21 protein-coding genes are annotated in these 19769 nt (G+C 71.9%); 12 read left to right on the top strand and 9 right to left on the bottom strand.

Annotated features, from left to right (window positions below):
- Positions 1-99: 99 nt before the first annotated feature.
- From FS769_RS09840 to FS769_RS09825, 4 genes are all read left to right on the top strand, one after another.
- Positions 100-1296, top strand: a complete 1197-nt coding sequence (locus tag FS769_RS09840) for a glycosyltransferase (RefSeq protein ID WP_144832922.1) — start codon at positions 100-102, stop codon at positions 1294-1296.
- A 79-nt stretch (positions 1297-1375) separates the two neighbouring features.
- Positions 1376-2470 carry a type III polyketide synthase gene (locus tag FS769_RS09835; protein WP_144832920.1) on the top strand — a complete coding sequence of 365 codons (1095 nt, stop codon included), beginning with the start codon at positions 1376-1378 and terminating at the stop codon, positions 2468-2470.
- A 38-nt stretch (positions 2471-2508) separates the two neighbouring features.
- Complete coding sequence (locus tag FS769_RS09830; RefSeq protein ID WP_260979738.1) at positions 2509-3174, top strand: methyltransferase domain-containing protein; 666 nt, start codon at positions 2509-2511, stop codon at positions 3172-3174.
- On the top strand, positions 3161-4279 hold the full coding sequence (locus FS769_RS09825; protein WP_260979731.1) for an NAD(P)/FAD-dependent oxidoreductase: 1119 nt from the start codon (positions 3161-3163) through the stop codon (positions 4277-4279). The genes FS769_RS09830 and FS769_RS09825 overlap by 14 nt, the downstream gene beginning before the upstream one ends.
- 10 nt (positions 4280-4289) lie before the next feature.
- On the opposite strand, the gene FS769_RS09820 is transcribed toward FS769_RS09825, so the two are convergent.
- Positions 4290-5123, bottom strand: a complete 834-nt coding sequence (locus FS769_RS09820; RefSeq protein WP_144832916.1) for a UbiA family prenyltransferase — start codon at positions 5121-5123, stop codon at positions 4290-4292.
- 246 nt (positions 5124-5369) lie between these two features.
- On the opposite strand from FS769_RS09820, the gene FS769_RS09815 reads away from it, so the two are divergent.
- Together FS769_RS09815 and FS769_RS09810 are read left to right on the top strand one after the other, a co-directional pair.
- A complete protein-coding gene (locus FS769_RS09815) occupies positions 5370-6260 on the top strand; it encodes an SDR family NAD(P)-dependent oxidoreductase (protein WP_186325500.1) in 891 nt (296 codons plus the stop codon).
- Between the two features lie 204 nt (positions 6261-6464).
- Positions 6465-6920 carry an Hsp20/alpha crystallin family protein gene (locus FS769_RS09810; protein WP_144832912.1) on the top strand — a complete coding sequence of 152 codons (456 nt, stop codon included), beginning with the start codon at positions 6465-6467 and terminating at the stop codon, positions 6918-6920.
- Between the two features lie 68 nt (positions 6921-6988).
- Here the strand turns inward: FS769_RS09810 and FS769_RS09805 are convergent, their stop codons facing one another.
- Complete coding sequence (locus FS769_RS09805) at positions 6989-7330, bottom strand: sugar ABC transporter ATPase (RefSeq protein WP_144785787.1); 342 nt, start codon at positions 7328-7330, stop codon at positions 6989-6991.
- A 190-nt stretch (positions 7331-7520) separates the two neighbouring features.
- On the opposite strand from FS769_RS09805, the gene FS769_RS09800 reads away from it, so the two are divergent.
- Both FS769_RS09800 and FS769_RS09795 read left to right on the top strand, forming a co-directional pair.
- Positions 7521-8741 (top strand): NAD(P)/FAD-dependent oxidoreductase, encoded by a 1221-nt coding sequence (locus tag FS769_RS09800; RefSeq protein WP_144832910.1) that lies wholly within the window; start codon positions 7521-7523, stop codon positions 8739-8741.
- A gap of 114 nt (positions 8742-8855) precedes the next feature.
- Positions 8856-9308 (top strand): SRPBCC family protein, encoded by a 453-nt coding sequence (locus FS769_RS09795; RefSeq protein WP_144832908.1) that lies wholly within the window; start codon positions 8856-8858, stop codon positions 9306-9308.
- A gap of 65 nt (positions 9309-9373) precedes the next feature.
- Here the strand turns inward: FS769_RS09795 and FS769_RS09790 are convergent, their stop codons facing one another.
- A complete protein-coding gene (locus FS769_RS09790; protein WP_144832906.1) occupies positions 9374-10366 on the bottom strand; it encodes an aldo/keto reductase in 993 nt (330 codons plus the stop codon).
- A gap of 151 nt (positions 10367-10517) precedes the next feature.
- On the opposite strand from FS769_RS09790, the gene FS769_RS09785 reads away from it, so the two are divergent.
- The gene (locus tag FS769_RS09785) at positions 10518-10985 is read left to right on the top strand and encodes a hypothetical protein (RefSeq protein WP_144832904.1); all 468 of its coding nucleotides are present in this window, start codon (positions 10518-10520) and stop codon (positions 10983-10985) included.
- Positions 10986-11190: 205 nt separating this feature from the next.
- Here the strand turns inward: FS769_RS09785 and FS769_RS09780 are convergent, their stop codons facing one another.
- Together FS769_RS09780 and FS769_RS09775 are read right to left on the bottom strand one after the other, a co-directional pair.
- Positions 11191-12519 carry a Cpe/LpqF family protein gene (locus FS769_RS09780; RefSeq protein ID WP_144832902.1) on the bottom strand — a complete coding sequence of 443 codons (1329 nt, stop codon included), beginning with the start codon at positions 12517-12519 and terminating at the stop codon, positions 11191-11193.
- A 92-nt stretch (positions 12520-12611) separates the two neighbouring features.
- Positions 12612-13013, bottom strand: a complete 402-nt coding sequence (locus tag FS769_RS09775; protein WP_144832900.1) for a hypothetical protein — start codon at positions 13011-13013, stop codon at positions 12612-12614.
- Positions 13014-13164: 151 nt separating this feature from the next.
- On the opposite strand from FS769_RS09775, the gene FS769_RS09770 reads away from it, so the two are divergent.
- Positions 13165-14184 (top strand): epimerase, encoded by a 1020-nt coding sequence (locus tag FS769_RS09770; RefSeq protein ID WP_144833134.1) that lies wholly within the window; start codon positions 13165-13167, stop codon positions 14182-14184.
- 61 nt (positions 14185-14245) lie between these two features.
- Here the strand turns inward: FS769_RS09770 and FS769_RS16855 are convergent, their stop codons facing one another.
- On the bottom strand, positions 14246-14404 hold the full coding sequence (locus FS769_RS16855; RefSeq protein WP_186325499.1) for a hypothetical protein: 159 nt from the start codon (positions 14402-14404) through the stop codon (positions 14246-14248).
- 142 nt (positions 14405-14546) lie between these two features.
- On the opposite strand from FS769_RS16855, the gene FS769_RS09765 reads away from it, so the two are divergent.
- Positions 14547-14843 (top strand): hypothetical protein, encoded by a 297-nt coding sequence (locus FS769_RS09765; RefSeq protein WP_144832899.1) that lies wholly within the window; start codon positions 14547-14549, stop codon positions 14841-14843.
- A 4-nt stretch (positions 14844-14847) separates the two neighbouring features.
- Here FS769_RS09765 and FS769_RS09760 read toward each other — a convergent pair whose 3' ends face one another.
- Entirely contained in the window at positions 14848-15777 is a 930-nt protein-coding gene (locus FS769_RS09760) for a helix-turn-helix transcriptional regulator (RefSeq protein ID WP_144832897.1), read from the bottom strand.
- An 88-nt stretch (positions 15778-15865) separates the two neighbouring features.
- Here FS769_RS09760 and FS769_RS09755 point away from each other — a divergent pair, with 88 nt between their 5' ends.
- A complete protein-coding gene (locus FS769_RS09755) occupies positions 15866-16330 on the top strand; it encodes a GNAT family N-acetyltransferase (protein WP_144832895.1) in 465 nt (154 codons plus the stop codon).
- 540 nt (positions 16331-16870) lie between these two features.
- On the opposite strand, the gene FS769_RS09750 is transcribed toward FS769_RS09755, so the two are convergent.
- Both FS769_RS09750 and FS769_RS09745 read right to left on the bottom strand, forming a co-directional pair.
- Positions 16871-17764, bottom strand: coding sequence for an SDR family oxidoreductase (locus FS769_RS09750; RefSeq protein WP_144785800.1), 894 nt, complete (start codon positions 17762-17764; stop codon positions 16871-16873).
- 54 nt (positions 17765-17818) lie between these two features.
- Positions 17819-19627, bottom strand: coding sequence for a glycoside hydrolase family 15 protein (locus FS769_RS09745; RefSeq protein WP_222123921.1), 1809 nt, complete (start codon positions 19625-19627; stop codon positions 17819-17821).
- Positions 19628-19769 lie beyond the last annotated feature (142 nt).

Genomic DNA, 19769 nt, shown 5'->3' with positions numbered 1-19769 from the left:
GATGGTCTCGTGGACGTAACCCACCACTCGGGGTCGAGCCTTCAGCATGGGACGACCGCGTCCGCGGTGCCCCACCCCCGGCCCCGAAGGCGACTGACGATGACTCGACCCATCCGTGTGCTCTCGCTCTACGAGGGCTTCTTCGCCGGCGGGGCGCGCATCCTCCACTCCGACGTGGTCGCCGGCCTGTCGCAGGGCGGGGCGCAGCAGCACCGCGTGCTCTCGCTCACCTCCGCCGCGCGTCGCGACGCCTCGATGCAGTTCGCCCGTGACGACACGCGCTTCCGCCGCCTGCAGCAGGCGGGGGTCGTCATCGACACCTTCGACCGCATCGTGGGCGATCGTCCCCTCGCCCCCGAGGAGTTCACCGCGACCGAGCTCGCCCGGGCCGCCGCCCTGTTCACCGAGGCCGACGTCGTGCTCTCTCTGAAGGAGCAGCCGCTCAGCCTCGTCGTCGCGCTGGCGCGTGCAGGTCTGCTCCCCGACCGCCCGATCGCCGCGTGCCTGCACCGCTCCGACCCGACGCACTCCGGCCCCGCTCTCGAGTGGTTGACGGATGCCGCGGGCAGCGGCGCCGTGACCGCCACGATCTCGTGCGCCGAATCGACCTCGCTCGCCTACGCGAACGCCGGTGTCGTCACCCGCGAGGCGCGGGTGATCGACAACGGCATCGATACGCGACGCTTCCGCCCCGGCACGCGCGTGCAGCGCCGGCGCATCCGCGCGGGCCTCGGCATCCCCGACTCCGCCCCCGTCGTGCTGCTCGCCGCGCGGTTCGACGCGATGAAGGACCCCGGGCTCTTCCTCCGCGCGGTCGCCACGCACGCGCGCCGCGCGCCCGGAGCGCACTACGTCATGTGCGGCTCGGGCATGACGGCCGACAACCCCGCGTTCCGCGCCCTGCGGGCCGAGAGCGGAGTGGGCGAGTCGGTGAACCTGCACGCGCTCGGGCTGCGCGAGGACATGCCCGAGCTGTACCGGATCGCCGACATCGTCGCCCTCACGAGTGCCTTCGGCGAGGCCTCGCCGCTCTGTCTCGTCGAGGGGGCGGCATCCGGAGCCGTTCCCGTCACCACCGACGTCGGCGACGCCGCGCGCATGATCGACGGGTTCGGCCTGGTCACCGCCCGCGACGAGTCGTCGATCGTGGCGGCGTGGACCCACGCCCTCGCCCACCGGCCCGCCCTGCGCGCCGCGGCCGTCGCCGCCCGCGGGCGCCTCGACCGCCGGCGCATGATCGACGACTACCGCGGAGCCATCGCGGGGCTACTGTTGGCGGACCTGGTCGCCGTCTGAGGCGCTGGCACGAGAATCGGCGCACGACAACCGGTCTCCGATCCGCGCCCTGTCGGGTGAAACCGTGTCAAGGTGAGGCATGACCGCCCGCATCGTGTCGATCGGCACGGCCCTGCCCGATACCCGTGTCTCCCAGTCGACATTGCGCGACCTGTTCGCCGCGCAACCCGGGTTCGACCGCAAGAGCCAGCGCCTCGTCGGCGCGGCGTTCGACGCCGCCGCCATCGACACTCGCCACGTCGTGCTGCCGCAGCTGGCGGGCACCGAGGTCGAGGGGCTCCCGGTGCGCGACGGCGACACCCTGCTGATGCCCCCGACGGGAGCGCGCAACGATGAGTACCGCCGCCGTGCGCCCGCCCTCTTCGCCGCGGCTGCCGGGGAGGCGCTGTCGGGCTCGGGGTACGGGGCCGACGCGGTGACCCACGTCGTGACGGTGTCGTGCACCGGCATGTTCGCCCCCGGGCCCGATTACCACCTCGTGCGCGACCTCGGACTCTCGCCGGCGGTCGAGCGCTACCACCTCGGCTTCATCGGCTGCGCGGCGGCCATTCCCGCCCTCCGTCTCGCTGCCCGCATCGTCGGCGACGACCCCGCGGCGGTCGTGCTCGTCGCATGCTGCGAGCTGTGCTCCCTGCACTGGCAGACCTCCTCGCACCCCGACCAGATCGTCGCCGCCTCGGTGTTCGCCGACGGTGCGGGAGCGGCGGTCGTGGCATCCGGAGACTCCTCGCGTGACGGCCTCGACCTCGACGGGTTCGCCACCCATGTGACCGACGACGGCGAGAAGGACATGGCCTGGACGGTCGGCGACTCGGGGTTCGAGATGACCCTGACCCCCGAGGTTCCGCGGATCATCGGTCGCGAGATCTCGGCCATCGCCGACGACGTGCTGGGCGACCTCTCGGCCGTCGACGCGTGGGCCGTGCACCCGGGCGGGCGCAGCATCCTCGACCGCGTCGAGAACGCCCTGGGTCTGGATGCCAGCGCCCTCGCCCCCTCGCGCGAAGTTTTGCGCCGACACGGCAACATGTCGAGCGCGACGCTGCTGTTCATCCTGCGCGACCTGCTGGCCGATGCGGAGCGCGTCGAGGGCGACAGGGTGGCCGCCCTCGCGTTCGGGCCGGGGCTCACGGTGGAGGCGGCGCGGCTGACGATGCGCCGCACCGGCGCGTGAGCACGCTGGCCCGGCGCGACACCGCGCTGACCGAGCTGATGGACGACCCCGACTGCGACCCCCGCGCACTCGCCGCGACGTATCGGCGGTTCGACGTCGTGAACCGTCTCGTCTCGGCGTGGGGGCACGTGTACCGCACGCGGGTGCGTCCCGAGCTGCGCGCCCTGGGCCGACCGGCGCGCGTGCTCGACCTCGGATGCGGGGGCGGCGACGTCGTGGTGCGGCTGGCGGCGCTGGCCGCGCGAGACGGACTCGAGGTGGAGTGGGTCGGAGCCGACCCCGATCCGCGTGCCCGCGAGGCCGCGCGCGAGCGGGAACGATCCGGCGTGCGGTTCGTCGCGCAGGGGTCGGACGATCTGCTGGCCGCGGGCGAGAGGTTCGACCTCGTGATCTCGAACCACGTGCTGCACCATCTCGACGCCGACGGGCTGCGGCGCTTCGCCGACGACTCGCTCGCCCTCTCGCGCGGACGCGTGCTGCACGCCGACATCGCCCGCGGGCGCCTCGCCTACGCCCTGTACGCCGCGGGGATCGCCCCTCTCGCCGCCGGCACCTTCCTGCGGGTCGACGGGCTGCGCTCGATCCGGCGGAGCTATCGCGCGCCCGAGCTCGCAGCGGCCCTCGGCGCGCCCTGGCGGGTGGAGACCCCCGCGCCGTTCCGGGTGCTCGCCGTGGCTCGAGGGCGGGCGGATGCCGATGACTGAGGTGCTCGTGGTCGGCGCCGGCCCCGTGGGGCTGGCGTTGGCCGCCGACCTGCGCGCGCGGGGCGTCGACGTCGCCCTCGTCGAACGTCGCAGCGAGGCCGGAGCGGGAACGCGGGCGATCGGCATCCACTCCCCCGCCCTCGCCCTGCTCGAGGCCTCGGGCGCCACCGACGGGATCCTCGACCGAGCGGTGCGGATCGCGCGCGGAGAGGCCCGAGCCGACGGACGCCTGCTCGCCGCGATCCGCTTCGATCGCCTGCGGGCGCGCCACCCGTACGTGGCGGCGCTGCCGCAGTCCGACACGATCGAGGTGCTGACCGCCCTCGCCCCGCCAATGCGGCGCGGGGTGACCGTGGAGTCGCTGCGGGCGGAGGCGGACGGCGTGCGCGTCGGCGTCGCGGGGGCCGACGACCTGCGCGCGAAGGTCGTGGTCGTGGCATCCGGATGGGCGGGACGCTCCCTCGTCTACCGCGACGGGGCCGTTCGCACCCACCACTACCCCGATCGCTACGTCATGGCCGACGTCACCGCGCCGGGAGGGCCGGTCGCCCGCGTGCACCTCGAGCGCGACGGCGTGGTCGAGTCGTTCCCCCTCCCCGACGGACGTCGGAGGCTCGTGGCCTGGGCCGGGCGGGACGAGGTTCCGGATGCCGCGGCCTTCCTGCACGACGCGGTGGCGCGCCGAACGGGGGTCGAGGTCGACACGGCCGGGGCGTCGAGCTTCGGCGTGCGACGCGCGGTGGCTCCTGCACTGCGTCGCGGCCGGGTGATCGTCGTCGGCGACGCCGCGCACGAGGTGAGCCCGATCGGCGGTCAGGGCATGAACCTCGGACTGCTCGACGCGCTCACCCTCGCCCCGCTGCTCGCGCCGTGGGTGCGCGGGGGCGACGAGACCGGTCTGGATCGCTGGCAGCGCGACCGCCTCGCGTCGGCCCGGCACGCCGCGCGCCTCGCCTTCCTCAACACCCTGCTGGGCCGCGCCTCCGGCCCGCGGGCGCACGCGGCCCGTTCCGCCGCGCTCCGCACCGCTCTGCGCGGACCGGGTGGCGCGCTGTTCACCCGGGCCTACGCGATGCGCCTCGACCGGGCGGCATCCGGAACCTGACGAGCAGTTCTCACGCGATGACGAGCTGGGCGGCGAGCAGGAGGGCTGCGAGCATCGTCAGCTGGAACACCGCGCGTCCCGGGGGCCGCACCAGCACGAGCACCGCGGTGACGACCGCGACCACGACCACGGCCGCGAAGAACACCGCCCCGACGGCATCCGCCCCACCCGACGGCCCGAGCAGCACCGCCAGGGCTCCGACCACGATCCCGGCCGCGGCGATCAGCACCGACCCGCGGGCACCGAGGCGGTGCGGCAACCCGCGCACGCCGGTGCGGCGGTCGTCGTCGAGGTCGCGCACGACGTTGGTGAGGTGCACGGCGGCGCCGAGCGCGGCTCCCGCCAGTGCCGCCCACGGCGCGGCGAGCGCCGGGTCGGGGCCGGCGAGGGTCGCGAACGAAGGGAAGAGACCGAAGCTCAGCACGAACGGCACGATCGAGAGCGGGGTCGACTTCAGGCCCGCGTTGTAGGCCCAGGCCGAGGCGAGGGCGATCGCGTGCGCCGCGACGAGAGCAGCCCCTAAGGGTGCGGAGAGCAGCAGGGCGACCACGAGGGCTCCGACGGCCACGGCCAGCGCGCGCTCGGGGGTGAGGGCTCCCCCCGCGATCGGCTTGTCGGTGCGTCCGACCGCGGCATCGCGGGCGCCGTCGATCGCGTCGTTCGACAGTCCGACCGAGACCTGCCCCGCGAACACCGCCACGACCAGCAGCCCCAGGCGCCACGGCTCGAGCCCCGCCGCGATGCCCAGCGCGAGTGAGAGGACGGTCACGACGAGCGTGGGCCCCGGATGGGTAGCCCCCCACAGGGCCCGCAGGGGCGACGTCGTGGTCGCGGCATCCGTCACGGGTCCGACGCTACCGCGCGGCGGCGGTCCGGTGGCCCGCGGCGGGGTCGCCGGGCACAACGGCGGGGATCCGGCGCGACGCGCCGCGGATCGGCATCCGGGAACGGCGTGTCCACCGGGCGGCCCGCCGGTGCGCACGGGCGTCGGCGGTCGGTACGTCAACCCCCGCGGCATCCGATCCCCTCCCGCCTACCGTCGCGAGCGCCGGGGCAGCAGCGTTCCGCAGAAGCCTCGAAGGAGACCCCGATGCCCCAGGTCGTCGTCATCACCGGAGGATCCCGCGGGATCGGCCGTGCCACCGCCCTGCGCTTCGCCCGCCAGGGGGCGCGTCTCATGCTGGTGGCCCGAGACGAGGAGGCGCTCGCGTCCGCCGCCGCGGAATGCCGCGCTCGCGGGGCCGAGGTGCAGACCGCGTCGATCGACCTCGCTCTCGCCGACGGCCCGCAGCGCGCCGCCGACATCGCCCTCCTCCGGTTCGGACGCATCGACGTGTGGGTGGCCTCGGCATCCGTCTTCTCGTACGGGTCGATCGCCGACACCCCCGATGCCGTGCGCGACCGGGTCATCGAGACCAACCTCACCGGCCACATGCGCGCGGCGCGGGCGGTGCTCCCCCACTTCCTCGCCCGCGGCACCGGGACGATCGTTTTCGTCGGCTCGCTGTACGCGCAGGTGGCGGGCCCGTACGTCTCGTCGTACGTCGCCGCGAAGCACGGCCTGCTCGGATTCACGCGGTCGCTGCGGCAGGAGATGCTCGCGCACCGCGGCATCCGGGTGAAGATCGTGGTTCCGGCGAGCATCGACACCCCCATCTACCAGCGCGCCGCCAACTCGACGGGGCGCACGCCCTTCCCTCTGCCGCCGGTGGTGTCGGCCGACCGCGTCGCCCGGGCCGTCGTGCGGGTGACGCGCGGGCCCCGTCACGAGGTCGGCGTGGGAGCGGCGCAGTTCGTGACCCGCCCCCTGCAGTTCTTCGCGCCGCGCGTGTACGACCGTTTCATCCGCGCGCTGCAGCACGCGCTGGGACTGCGGCGTCGCCCCGCGCCGACGACCACCGGAGCCGTCCTCGCTCCCCAGCACGATCCCGGTGCCGTGAGCGGGGGCTGGTCGCGGATCCCGCTGCGTCGCCCGCGCTGACCGTGTCGGGAAGGGCCACGGATGCCGACGCGCACGGGGCTCGCGTCAGGGCCGATGGGCTCGGCGAGGTGCGCCAATTGCGCATGCAGGGTCTTGGCACTCTCCTGGGCCGAGTGCTAATCTGATCGCAATTGAGCCACATGGACTCAACTTCACAGAACATCGGGGATGCCGAGTCCCGACCGATCGAAAAGGAGAACGACCATGGCCACCTACGACCCCTTCCGCGACCTCGACCGCCTCGCGTCGACGCTCCTCGACGCCCGCCGCGGCGGTGGTCCGCGACGGATGCCGATGGACCTCTACCGCGACGGCGACCACTACGTGCTCGCGGCGGACCTCCCCGGTATCGACCCCGGCTCGGTCGACATCGACGTCGACGGCCAGCTGCTCACGATCCGCGCCGAGCGCACCCTCGGCTCGGGCGAGGGCGTCAAGTGGATCACGCGCGAGCGCGAGACGGCGTCGTTCGTCCGCCAGCTCAACCTCGGGCAGGGCATCGACACCGACGGCATCAGCGCGTCGTACCGCAACGGGGTGCTGAGCGTGACGATCCCGGTCAGCGAGAAGGCGAAGCCGCGCCGCATCGCCGTCTCGACCGACGAGCACGACGGTGCCATCGAGGCGCACGAGAGCACGCCTCAGCTGATCGAGCAGTAGTCCGCACGCGACGATGCCCCGGCCCCCTCATCGAGGGTCGGGGCATCGTGCGGTGTTCGCGAGACGTCTCAGAGGTCTTCGGGAGCGAGGTCGCCCTGTCCCTCTTCGCCCAGCTCGACAACGCCCGGGTCCATACCCTGCGAGTCGGTGCCGGTGGACTCGGGGTGAATGTCCTCGAGCGGGATGTCGCTGTCGTCGGCGGGGATCTCGGCCGGGTCGGCACCCGTCGCGGTGGCAGGGTTGATGTCGTCGGGGTCGGCGCCCTCGTCGATGGCGGTCGTGGCGTCCCACTCCGCCTGGGCGGGGTCGAGCGTGGGATCGGGCTCGATGGAGGTGTCGCCGTCGCGCAGCGGCTGCACGCCCGCCATAGCCGCGTCGGAGGGAGTGGGGTCGATCGAGGCGTCGCTCATGAGAGGGTCCTTTCGTCGCAGACGCGAAGCCGCGGGTGGCGCGGCTCTCTCATCAAACGGGGCCGCGGTCATCGGCCGGTGCCCCTTGACAGGTCCCTGCGACCGTCGTCGCCGTCGTGAGCGGCACCTGTCAAGGTGCTGGCGGCGTCTACGCCGATGACGCACGGTGGGACGAACGAGAGGATCCCCCATGCCCGACCCCCGTTCCGCCGTGCCCGCCCGCGCGACCCCGCGCATCGTCGTGATCGGCGGCGGCAACGCCGGACTGTCGATCGCCGGGCGCCTGCACCGCGCCCGTCTCGGCGACATCACCGTGATCGAGCCGCGGGAACAGCACGTGTTCGCTCCCCTGCAGTCCCACATCGCCGGCGGCGCCGCCCGCGCCTCGGAGGCCGTCCGCCCCCAGGCCGACGTCATCCCGCCGGGGGTGAGGTGGCTGCGCGACGAGGCGTTCACGGTCGACCCCGACGCCCGACGCGTGCACCTGGTGTCGGGCGGTCGCATCGACTACGACCAACTCGTCGTGTGCGCGGGCCTCCGCATGGCGTGGGAGCAGGTTCCGGGCCTTCCCGAGGCGATGGCGGATGCCACGGGCATCTCGAACTACGACTACGACCTGGCGGCCAAGGCCTCGCCCGCGCTCCGTGACTTCCGCTCCGGCACCGTGGTCTTCACGCAGCCACCCGAGCCCGCGTCGTGCGGAGCCGCGGCGCAGAAGCCGATGTACCTCGCCTGCGACTGGTGGCGCTCGATCGGCGTGCGCGCCGGCATCCGCGTCGTCTTCGTGTGCCCCGACCCCGTGCCCTTCGGCATCCCCGCCATCGACCGCGAACTTCAGCGCAAACTCGACGAGTACGGCATCGAGGTGCACTACAGCCGGGAGCTTCGAGCGGTGGATGCCGCGGCACGGACGGTGACGATCGGCCACGGCGACGCCGAGGAGACGATCGCCTACGACCTGCTGCACGCCGTCCCTCCGCAGCGGGCGCCCGAGTGGATCGCCGGCAGCGGCCTGGCGGCCCCGGACGACCCGCACGGCTTCGTCGACGTCGACCCCGAGAAGTTCCAGCACACCCGGCATCCGGAGATCTGGGCCCTCGGCGATGCCGCGACCGTCGCCACGCGCCGCTCGGGCGGAGCGATCCGCCGCCAGGCCCAGGCGCTGGTGCAGAACATGACGGCCGTGCTGGCCGGGCGCGCGCCCACGGCGACCTACAACGGGTACAGCGTGGTGCCGTTCACGGTGTCGCGCGGCACCGTCGTGTTCGCGGAGTTCGACCGCCAGGGCCGGCTGCAGCCGAGCGTCCCGTTCTGGCGCTCGCTGTATCGCGAGCGCCGGCTCTCGTGGATCGCCGACCGCCGCGTGCTTCCGTGGGTCTACTGGCACCTGATCCTGCGCGGCCGCGCCTGACGCGTCTCCCCCGCGTATAGGCCACGAGGGCCGATCCCTCAACCCCCGGGGTGCGGGCGGGTGGGCGCACGAAGACTGGGGGCAGCCCCGGAAGACACACAGGAAGAGGACACCATGGCCCAGGTCATCGAAACCATCGACGTCGACGTTCCCGTTCGCGTCGCCTACAACCAGTGGACGCAGTTCGAGGAGTTCCCCCACTTCATGAGCTTCGTGGAGTCCATCACGCAGAAGTCCGAGACCCTCACGCACTGGAAGGTCAAGATCGCCGGAGCCGAGCGCGAGTTCGACGCCGAGATCACCGAGCAGCACCCCGACGAGCGCGTCGCGTGGAACAGCGTGGGCGGCGACGAGAACCACGCCGGCGTCGTGACCTTCCACCGCCTGTCCGACACCGAGACGCGTGTCACGGTGCAGATCGACTGGGCCCCCACCGGCGTCCTCGAGAAGCTCGGTGCCGCCTTCGGCGCCGACGACCACTCGGTCAAGAAGGACCTCGACAACTTCAAGAAGTACATCGAATCGCGCGGCACCGAATCGGGCGCCTGGCGCGGCGACGTCAGCTGACGTCACCTTCCGAACGAAAGCCGGGCTCGTCCATACGGACGGGCCCGGCTTTCGTCATGTCGGTCTCACCACTGCGGGTGAATCTCCGCCCGCAGACGCCGGTCGTACACGTCGCGCACGAGGGTGTCGAAGGCCGCGAGGTCGAAGCCGCCGTCGATCAGGTCGGCCGCGGCGGCGTTCGCGGTGGCCTGCTGCACCGAGCGGGCCCCCGGGATCACCGAGGTGATGCCTTCGCGCGACGCGATCCAGGCCAGCGTCGCCGCGGGCAGCGTCACGCCCTCGGGCAGGGCGTTCTTGAGCTCGTCGGCGGCCGCCACTCCCTCGTCGAACGGCACGCCCGAGAAGGTCTCGCCCTTGTCGAACGCCTCGCCGTTGCGGTTGTACGTGCGGTGGTCGTCCTTGTCGAACGTGGTGTCGCGCGTGTACTTGCCCGACAGCAGACCGCTCGCCAGGGGCACGCGCGCGAGCACGGCCACGTTCTTCTCGGCCGCGAGCGGCAGCACCTCGTCGAGCGGCTTGAGGCGGAACGGGTTGAAGATGATCTGCAGGTTGGTCAGGTTCGGCCGCTGGAGGGCCGACAGGGCCTGGTCCATCGTCTCGACCGAGGCGCCGTACGCGGCGATGACGCCGTCGCTCACGAGCTGGTCGAGGGCGTCCCAGGTCGCGTCGTCGTCGATGACCGCGGACGGCGGGCAGTGCAGCTGGACGAGGTCGAGGGTGTCGGTGCCGAGCAGGCGCCGCGAGCGGTCAAGCCAGCCGCGGAAGTTCTCGATCGTGTAGTTCTCGGGCACCTGGTCTTCACGGCGGCCCATCTTCGTCGCGACGGTGATGCCCGTGGCATCCGTGCTCCGAAGGAAGGTGCCGATGATCTCTTCGCTGCGGCCGTCGCCGTAGACGTCGGCGGTGTCGAAGAGAGTGACGCCGGCGTCGGCCGAGGCCGCGAGCACCGACAGGGCCTCGTCTTCGCTCACCCCGCCCCAGTCGGGGCCGAGCTGCCAGGTGCCGAGGCCGATCGCCGAGACCTCGCGGCCGGTACGAGAGAGGGGACGCTGCTGCATTGCGGTTCCTTTCGAAGCTGTTCCGAGCCTACCCACGGGCTCCGACATCGTCGGCCGCAGGCTCCGGATGCCGCGACCCGGTGACGCGCAACCCCGGTCCACCCCGATGGATCGGCGCCTAGCGTGGCGGCACACCCACGGAAGGAACACCATGGACAACCCCGCCGACCACCTGCCCGGAACCGACGAGGAGAACCTCGTGCCCGAATCCGACGGTCTCACCGCCGACGTGCCCGCCGGCGCCGCCGGTGCCGACACCGGGGCCGTGGGAGCCGCGCGCATCGACCCCGACGACGAAGCGCGTGTGCAGGGCGTCTCGAGCCAGAACGACCTGCCGGGGGTCGGCACGCGCAACGCCGACGGAGAGCGCGAACACGGCGGCGACGGGGGCTCGACCTCGCGTCACACCGAAGACATCGACAGCGCAAACGCGGACGCCGACCACACGGCCGACGAGTCGGCCGAGAAGACGCCGGCCTCGCCCGCGCCCGCCGATGACGGCCCCGAGCCGCACGTCGACGGCGACGACCCGATCGCGAAGTTCCAGCCGGGGGTCGGTCGCGATTCGGCGGCCTCGAGCCGCATCGCGCAGACGCTGCCCGACCCCGACCGGGCCTGACGAGCGCGGCGGGGGCGGCCGGGAGAGCCGGTCGCCCCGCCGCGCTCGGGGCTGCCCTTCGACAGGCTCAGGGACCTTCCACCGGCTCGGGGACCTTGCGGGTTCGGGGTCGCTTCGACAGGCTCAGGGACCTTCTGCGGGGTCAGGGAGCTTCTGCGGGTTCGGGGCCCTTCGACAAGCTCAGGGACCTCAGACAGGATCGCGCTCAGTGCGCGAGGCGCAGGGCGTCTTCGGCGAGGTGGAAGAAGTCCCGCGTCGCGCCGGTGACCGCCGCGGCATCCGTCGACGACATCATCAGCACCACGATCGCCTCGCCGTCGTCGTCGCGCACGAACCAGCTGCCGGTCACGACGCCCCGACTCGAACCGCCCTTGAAGGCCACGTAGGGCCAGGTGCCCACGTCGAGGCCCTGCCCGGGGTTCTCGCTCAGGATGCCGAGCACCTCGGCGTCGCCCGTCTGCTGCAGTGTTCGGTGCACCCCGGCGACATCAGCGGCCGAGGCGAACCAGTCGAAGCCGTCCTCCCACGCCGGCGCGACGACCGCCGCACCGTCGACCGCGAGCGGTGCCGCATCGATGCGGTCGAGCAGAGCACGCTTGCCCGCGACATCGGCGGCGGCCCACTCCTCGCGGAGCGCCGGATCCCCCCAGCCGAGGGTGAACAGCTCCTTCGTCGAGACGAACGGCACCAGCACCGCGGGGTCGGCATGTCCGCTGCGCGCGACCGCAGCCTCGACCCTCTCGCGGCCCAGTCGGCCGATCAACAGGTCGGTCGCGGTGTTGTCGCTGATGCGGATCATCGCCGAGGCGGCCTCGCGCACCGTCACCTCGGTGCCGGTCGGTTCGTCCTGCAACTCGCCGGAGGGGAGGCTGCGGTCGGCGTCGCCGAGCACGAGCACCTCGTCCCACGACAGGTCGCCGGATGCCACGGCATCCGCCACCGCGAGCAGCACGTACAGCTTGAACACCGACGCGAGCGGGGCCGATCGCGCGCTGTCGATGTCGAGCATCTCGTGGACGCCGCGGAGCACCAGCGCGCTGACGTCGCCCGGCAGGGCGCGCAGGCGCTCCTCGACCTGGTCGAGCGAGGTCGAGGGCTCCCAGGGCGTGGCGGCCGGCCCGAAGATCATGCCGGTGATGCGGTCGTCCGCGTCGATCGAGAGGGTCAGGTCGAAGGGATCGCCCAGGCTCCCGGCGACGGTGGCGAGCGCCTGGGTGTCGGTGCCCTGGTAGGCGGTGACGGTGAAGGGAGCCGCGGGCCGGATCTGCCGATTGAGCAGCTCGGCGACCTGCTCCGCCGACACCTGCTTCTGGAAGTCCTCGTGGAGCACGCGGGCCCAGGTTCCGGGCGTCGCGTCCTCCTCGGCTTCGAGCTGGTCGAGAACCCACGTCATCCGCTCCCCCACCGCTGTGGAGGGGATGTCGACGGATGCCGCGCGACTCGCACGCGACTCGGGGGCCGCGCTCGTGCACGCGGCGAGCGCGGCGACGGCGAGGACGGACAGGGCGGCGGCGAAGCGACGGGCGAGAGTCACGGTGGTCCTTCCGGGGGGTGGGGATGCCTCCACGCTACGGATCTCTCACGCCCCGTCGCCTCCCCCTGTCGAGGGAGATCAGCCGCGCCCGATCACCGCCTCACGAACAGGAAGGCGGTCGCCGCCAGCACCACGAAGACGCCTCCGGCGATGCCGTAGGAGGTCCCGTTGGTCGTGCGCGTGACATCGGCCGAGCGCCCGACCTCGGGCAGAGCGGGCAGCGGGGTCTCGGCCCGAGCGCGCGTGGTTTCGACGATGAGCGCGGGCGCGGCGGAGGGCAGGCGCACGGCGGCGTACCCCCACTCGACGCTGAACTGGTTGAGGTTGACCGTGAACGAGGAGGCGCTGTTGCCGACCTCGAGGGCGGCTGCGAAGGCCGACACCGCCTGGGCGCCGGGCTTGAGCTTCGGGTCGCGATAGGGCGGCTCGACCAGGGCGTCGTACGCGACGGGGGCGGGAAGGGTGATCCAGCTGTCCTGCTCGTGGGCATTCACCGTTTCATCATGCCCATCGCATGGCACCTCTCGGTCGCGATGACGCGCACGGTCACGGCCTCACTAGCATCGACCCGGCGAGAGGATGCGGGAAACCATGATCGAAGCAGACGGTGCCGACGCTGAGACCGCGGCGCATGCGCACCGCGTGATGCCGGGCGAGGCGCCCGACCGGCCCCGCGTCGTGATCGCCGGGGCGGGCGGATTCGTGGGCGGAGCGCTCCGCGCGGCGTTCGCGGACGACGGCTACGAGGTGGTCACGATCGGTCGGTCGGGGTCGATCGTCTGGGGTGACACCGCGGCCATCGCCCGCGCGGTCGACGGCGCCGCCGTGCTCGTGAACCTCGCCGGAAAGATCGTGTCGTGCCGGTACACCGACGCGAACCGCGACGAAATCCTGCGCTCGCGCGTCGACACGACGAGATCGTTGCACCGCGCCGTGAGCGCCGCCCGGCGACCACCCCGCGTGTGGATGAACGCCTCCACCGCGACGATCTACCGGCACGAGACCGAGAGCGGCAACGACGAGGTTGACGGCATCATCGGCGAGGGGTTCTCGGTGGATGTCGCCACGAGCTGGGAACGCGCGTTCTTCGACGGCGACCTCCCCGGCACCCGGAGGGTCGCCCTGCGCATGGCGATCGTGCTCGGCGACGGCCCCGCCACCCGCATGCTGTTCGCCCTGGCCCGCCTCGGACTCGGCGGGCCGCAGATCGACAGCTGGTGGTTCCCGCATCGCCGCTATCGCGGGATCGGCGCGCACCCCACGGGCCCGACCCTTTCGGGATGGCACCGGACCTCGGGCCGCCAGCGGTTCAGCTGGATCCACATCGACGACGTCGTGGGGTCGGTGCGGTTCCTCCGCGATCGCGAGGATCTCGCCGGTCCTGTCAACCTGTCGGCCCCGGACGTGAGCGACAACCGCACGCTGATGCGCGAGCTGCGGCGCATCGCGCGTGCGCCGTTCGGTCTGCCCGCCTTCCGCTGGATGCTCGATCCCGCCATGGCCGTGCTGCGCAACGAGCCCGAGCTCGTGCTCAAGAGCCGCTGGGCCGTGCCGCGCGTCCTGCAGGAGGCCGGCTTCGCGTTCCGCCACGACAAGCTCGGACCCGCGCTCGAGGCCGTCGCGGCGCAGCACCCGCCGCGGGCGCGCGATCTCTTCACCGCCTGAACGAACGAACGCCGCCCGCCGCGACGAGTGTCGCGAGGGGCGGCGTGGTAGACGCGGAGCGTCAGGCCTTGCGGCGGATGAAGCGCATGAGGGCGGCGATCACACCGATGATCAGGATGATGATGCCGATCCACAGCAGGAACTTGACCGCCTCGACGAAGACGCCGAGGAACAGCAGCACGAGACCGACGATGACGAGGATGATGGCGAGAGCTGGCATGTCTCCACCCTGCCCGGCGTCCGCGATCCGGCCCACGCCCTTGACACCGTCGACGGCGCACGGCAGAACGCGTGTCAAGAGCCTCGGGCACGCGGCATCCGGGGACTACCGTCGATTCCACCACAACCCCGAGGAGGCGGCTATGGCTGATCACCACGTTCCCGGCCACGACGGCGACCACGCCGACGGACATGCGGGCGCACACGGCACCGGACCCGGCGAGGGCGAGTACACCGACGTGCAGTTGCCCGACGGCACCGCGGATCGCGGCAGCGCCGACCAGCCCGGCGAGTACGTCGACCGCGAGAACGCCGACGGCAGCGCCTCTCGTCCGCGTGCCGACGAGGCGGGCGCCTACACCGACGTGCAGCTGCCCAGCGGCGACCGAGACGACGAAGACGTGAGCGACCCCGGCGAGTACACCGACCGCGATCGCTGAGCGGTCAGCGTTCGAGCGTCGTGCGCGGCGAGACGCCGTAAGCCGCTCGGTACGCGGTGGCGAACACGGCGGGATCGCCGAAGCCCCATCGCGCCGCGACCTGCTCGGTGCTCGTCTCGTCGGCGTGCGCATCGAGCAGGTCGGCGTGCGCGGCGCTGAGGCGGGCGAGTTCGAGGTAGCCCTCGGGCGACTCGACGACCTGCCCGTTGGCGGCGAACGCGCGACGAAGCCCGTCGACCGAGGTGCCCGCGGCGCGAGCGGCGTCGTCGACCGTGACCGGCAGCGAGGCGTGATCGTCGATCCACGCGGCGGCGGCGTTGTAGATCGACGCCTGGGCCGCGGCCGACGCGCGTCGCTCGCGCGGATCGCCGACCAACGCGAAGCTCTCGAGCGCCGCGACCGACAACGCGCGGTACACGTGCGCCCGCACGAGCGGTTCCGCGAGGACCGGCAGCTGCGTCAGGGCCCATCGCTGGGTCGCCAGCCAGTAGTCGCGCAGGCGCGGCGAGACGGGGTCGGTCCCGGCGAAGCGCACGGTGAGCTCGTCGTCACCGTAGATGGTGCACGCGGTCTGCGTCAGTCGTTCGGCATCGAACGAGACGACGTCGAGACGGCAGTGGTCGGCGAGGGCGCGCAACTCGTCGCCGGGTTGGATGACACCCGGAGCGACGCTGAACTCCCCGTCCCAGCGACCGATCCGCCAGGCGTACCCGGGCGTCGAGCTGCACACGTAGAAGCGGTCGGATTCGTAGGCCAGATCGACGCGGGAATCCCACTCGAGTCGTCGCAGTGCGAACGCGCCGTCGCCGACGAGACGCTCGGCGTAGACGGCGTCGTCGGCCTGCAGGTCGACGTGACCGTACTGCGCGCGCAGCCACGCATCCGTCGCGGCGATGTCGTCCGTGCGGACCGAGGTGTCGTAGAAGTCATTCATGGTGCGAGATACCGTTCACCCGAATGACGCGGCACCGAAGCCCATGATAGTTAACCCGCAGCCTCACACCCCTCAGAAGGACACGACCATGGCCGACGCGCCCACCATCCGTCCGATCACCACTGACGACGCGGGAGAGGTGCTGACCATTCAACGCGCCGCCTTCGCGAGCGAGGCGCTCATCTACGGCGACCCCGACATGCCGCCGCTCACCCAGACGCTCGAAGAGCTGCGGGCGGAGCTCGTCGAGAACCTCGGGTGCGTCGCGGTCGACGCACACCGCATCGTCGGAGCCGTCCGCGCGCGCCGCGACGGGGAGCTGCTGCTGATCGGCCGCCTCGCGATCGCGCCCGACCAGCAGGGCGCGGGGCTCGGTTCGGCGCTGCTGGCGGCCGTCGAGCAGCGCGGCCGCGATGAAGGGGCGACGACCGCGGAACTCTTCACCGGCGGCCTCAGCGAGGCCAACCAGCGCCTGTACGAGCGCGAGGGCTATCACCGCACCGAAGAGACCGCCGACGGCGAGATCTTCTACCGCAAGCCGCTCACCGACTGACCTGCCGGAGCGAGATCCCTGAGCCCGTCGAAGGGACCGGAGGCTTCGACAGGCTCAGCCACCTACGCCCCGCTTCGCACCATCTGCCGGAGCGAGGTCCCTGAGCCTGTCGAAGGGACCGGAGGCTTCGACAGGCTCAGCCACCTGCGCCCCGCCCCGCACCACCTGCCGGAGCGAGGTCCCTGAGCCCGTCGAAGGGACCGGAGGCTTCGACAGGCTCAGCCACCTGCGCCCCGCCCCGCACCACCTGCCGGAGCGAGATCCCTGAGCCCGTCGAAGGGACCGGAGGCTTCGACAGGCTCAGCCACCTACGCCCCGCCCCGCACCACCTGCCGTAGCGAGGTCCCTGAGCCCGTCGAAGGGACCGCAGGCTTCGACAGGCTCAGCCACCTACGCCCCGCTTCGCACCATCTGCCGGAGCGAGGTCCCTGAGCCCGTCGAAGGGACCGGAGGCTTCGACAGGCTCAGCCACCTGCGCTCCGCGAACGACGGAGGGCCGCCGTCCGAACCCCGGACGACGGCCCTCTCTGCGCACGACGCTTACGGCGTGGGCATGCCGCCGTTGACGTTGAGCGTCTCGCCGATCACGTAGCTCGACTCCGCCGAAGCGAGGTAGACGTACGCCGGGGCGAGCTCGGCCGGCTGGCCCATGCGACCGAGAGGGGTCTCCTCGCCGAACTCGTCGACCTTTTCGTCGGGCTGACCGTCGGTGACCTGGAGCGGGGTCCAGATGGGGCCGGGAGCCACGGCGTTGACGCGGATGCCCTTGGGGGCGAGCTGCTGACCGAGCGCCTTCGTGAAGGTGTTGATGGTCGCCTTGGTCGAGGCGTAGTCCACGAGGATCGGCGCCGGCGAGTAGGCCTGGATCGAGGTCGTGTTGATGATCGTCGAACCGGGCTTCAGGTGCGGCACGGCCTCTTTGCAGATCCAGAACATCGCGTAGACGTTGGTCTTGAACGTGTCGTCGAACTGCTCGTCGGTCAGGGTGGTGACGTCTTCGTTGAAGATCTGCTTGCCGCCGTTGTTGACGACGATGTCGAGGCCGCCGAGGCCCTCGACCGCCTCCTTCACGAGCGTGCGGGCGTACTCGCGCTCGCGCAGGTCGCCGGGGATCTGCACGACCGTGGCACCGGCTTCGCGGAGGATCCCGGCGATGCGGTCGGCATCCTCCTTCTCCTGCGGCAGGTACGACATCGCGACCGAGGCGCCCTCGCGGGCGAAGGCGATCGCGGTGGCGGCACCGATGCCCGAGTCGGCGCCCGTGATCAGGGCCTTGCGGCCCTTGAGGCGCTCGGTGCCGACGTAGGTGTCCTCACCCAACTTGGCCTTGGGCGTCAGCTCGGCGTCGAGGCCGGGCTCCTTCTGGTCCTGCGACTGCGGGTCGATGTCGGCGTACAGCTTCGACGGGTCGGTGAACGTGTACTGCGTGCTCATGGCGAGTCCTTTCAGGGGGGGGTGGATGCCGGGACCGGAGGCCCCGGTGGAGGATCAGTGACCGCCGAGGTCGGCGGGGTCGACCACCTCGCGGATGACGAGGGCGGCGTTGATGAGGGCGAGATGGCTGAGTGCCTGCGGGAGGTTGCCCCAGAAGGCGCCGTCGTCTTCGGCGATCATCTCGGAGTAGATCCCGACGTCGTTGCCCTGGGCGACGAGGGAATCCATGGCCTCGATCGCCTCGGCGTGCCGGCCGACGCAGGCCAGGGCGGTCGCCCGCCAGAAGGCGCACGCGACGAAGGTGTGCTCCTCCTGGTCCATGCCGGTGTAGCGGTAGACGAGGTGGTTCTCGGTCGTGAGGCGCTCGGTGATGGCATCCACCGTCTTCGACATGCGCTCGCCCCGGTCGAAGCCCGTCGGAGCGTGCAGCAGCACCGAGGCGTCGAGGTCTTCGCTGCCGGGGGCGAGCGTGTAGGTCTGCAGGTCTTCCGACCAGCAGTGCTCCCCGACCCAGTGATGGATGCGGTCACGCTCGGCGCGCCAGCGGTCGCCGTTGTCGGGGATGTGGCCGCCGGTGGCGAGCCACTGCGCATCGTCGAGCGCCTTCCAGCAGCCCATCTTCGACGAGGTGTAATGCCGCAGCTCGGGGAGCTCCCACATGCCCGAATCCTCGAGACGCCACAGGTCGCACGTGCGGTCGGCGACGTCGGCGAGCAGACGCCCGGTCTGGATGTCGAGGCGGTTGCCGGCCTCGACGTAGGTGCGACAGAGGGCGATGAGGTCGCCGTAGACGCCGAGCTGCAGCTGCCCCTGCGCGGGGTTGCCGGTGACGACGGGCTGGTTGCCGTTCCATCCCGGCACCTGGTGCTTCTCGAGCCCGATCTCGGCGTCGCCGTCGAGGGTGTACATCACCTGTACTTCGGGGCCGTTCTTGCGGATCGTGCGCAGCAGCCACGAGATCGCGGCGTGCGTCTCTTCGCGCAGGCCGAAACCGACCCAGGCGTGCGCGGTGTAGGCGAGGTCGCGCACCCAGGCGTAGCGGTAGTCCCAATTCTTCCCCCCACGCGGGTTCTCGGGCAGCGACGTCGTCGCCGCGGCCGCGATCGCACCGGTCGGGCTGAACAGCAGGAGCTTGAGGGCGAGGGCGCTGCGCTGCACGTCGTCGACCCAGGGACCGTCGTACGAGAACTCGTCCGACCACATCTCCCAGCCGCCGATGGTGCGGTCGATCCCGCGGTCGACGTTCTGCGCGTCGGGGACGCGCAAGGGCTCCCCCTCGGTCGCGGCGATCACCAGCAGGTGACGCGACCCCTTCTCGGTCGTGAAACCGCCGTCGATACTCTCGTTCCCGGCATCCGGATCACCGTGAAGACCGTGCTCGTGACCCGTCACTGCGAGCGACACGTGGCCGATGCGCATGATCGAGAAGCCGTCGATGCGCTCTGTCCAGGGGGCGGCGGAGCGCAGCATGGTGCCGGGCTGCACGCACCAAGCGAACTCGACCTCGCCCTTCACGCCGTCGACGCGGCGGGCGAGTTCCGCCCACGGCAGGCGACCGGCGATGCCGGTGACCATCGCGTCGGTGACCGTGGCGACCCCGGTGTCGGTCGTGAACGTCGTCTCGAGCACGTTCGTGCGCGGGATGTAACGACGGGTGACGGTGTACTCCCCGACCGGGGCGAGCTCGATGCAGCCGCCGGACGACTCGTCGACGAGGCGCGCGAACACGGGCCGCGAGTGGATGTTGGGCAGCGGCAACCAGTCGACCGAGCCGTCGAGGCCGATCAGGGCGACCGTGCGGCCATCGCCGATCGCGGCGTAGTCGCGAAGGGGGCGAGAGGGCGAGGGCGGATGCAATGGCACGACTCTCACGCTAGGAACGCGGCGGCGGCACGGAGCCGGGGTTGTCGATCCCCGGGTGAACGGCTAGAGGCGATCGGCGGTACCCCGGCTTCGCAACCCCCGCAACCCCCGCTGCGAGTGCGTGCGTCGCGCCTAGCGTCGA

It is taken from the genome of Microbacterium sp. BH-3-3-3 (assembly GCF_007679045.1).
In the GTDB taxonomy this organism is placed as follows: domain Bacteria; phylum Actinomycetota; class Actinomycetes; order Actinomycetales; family Microbacteriaceae; genus Microbacterium; species Microbacterium algihabitans.
Note: the sequence above shows the minus strand (reverse complement) of the source record. Positions and strands in the feature narration are given on the sequence as shown.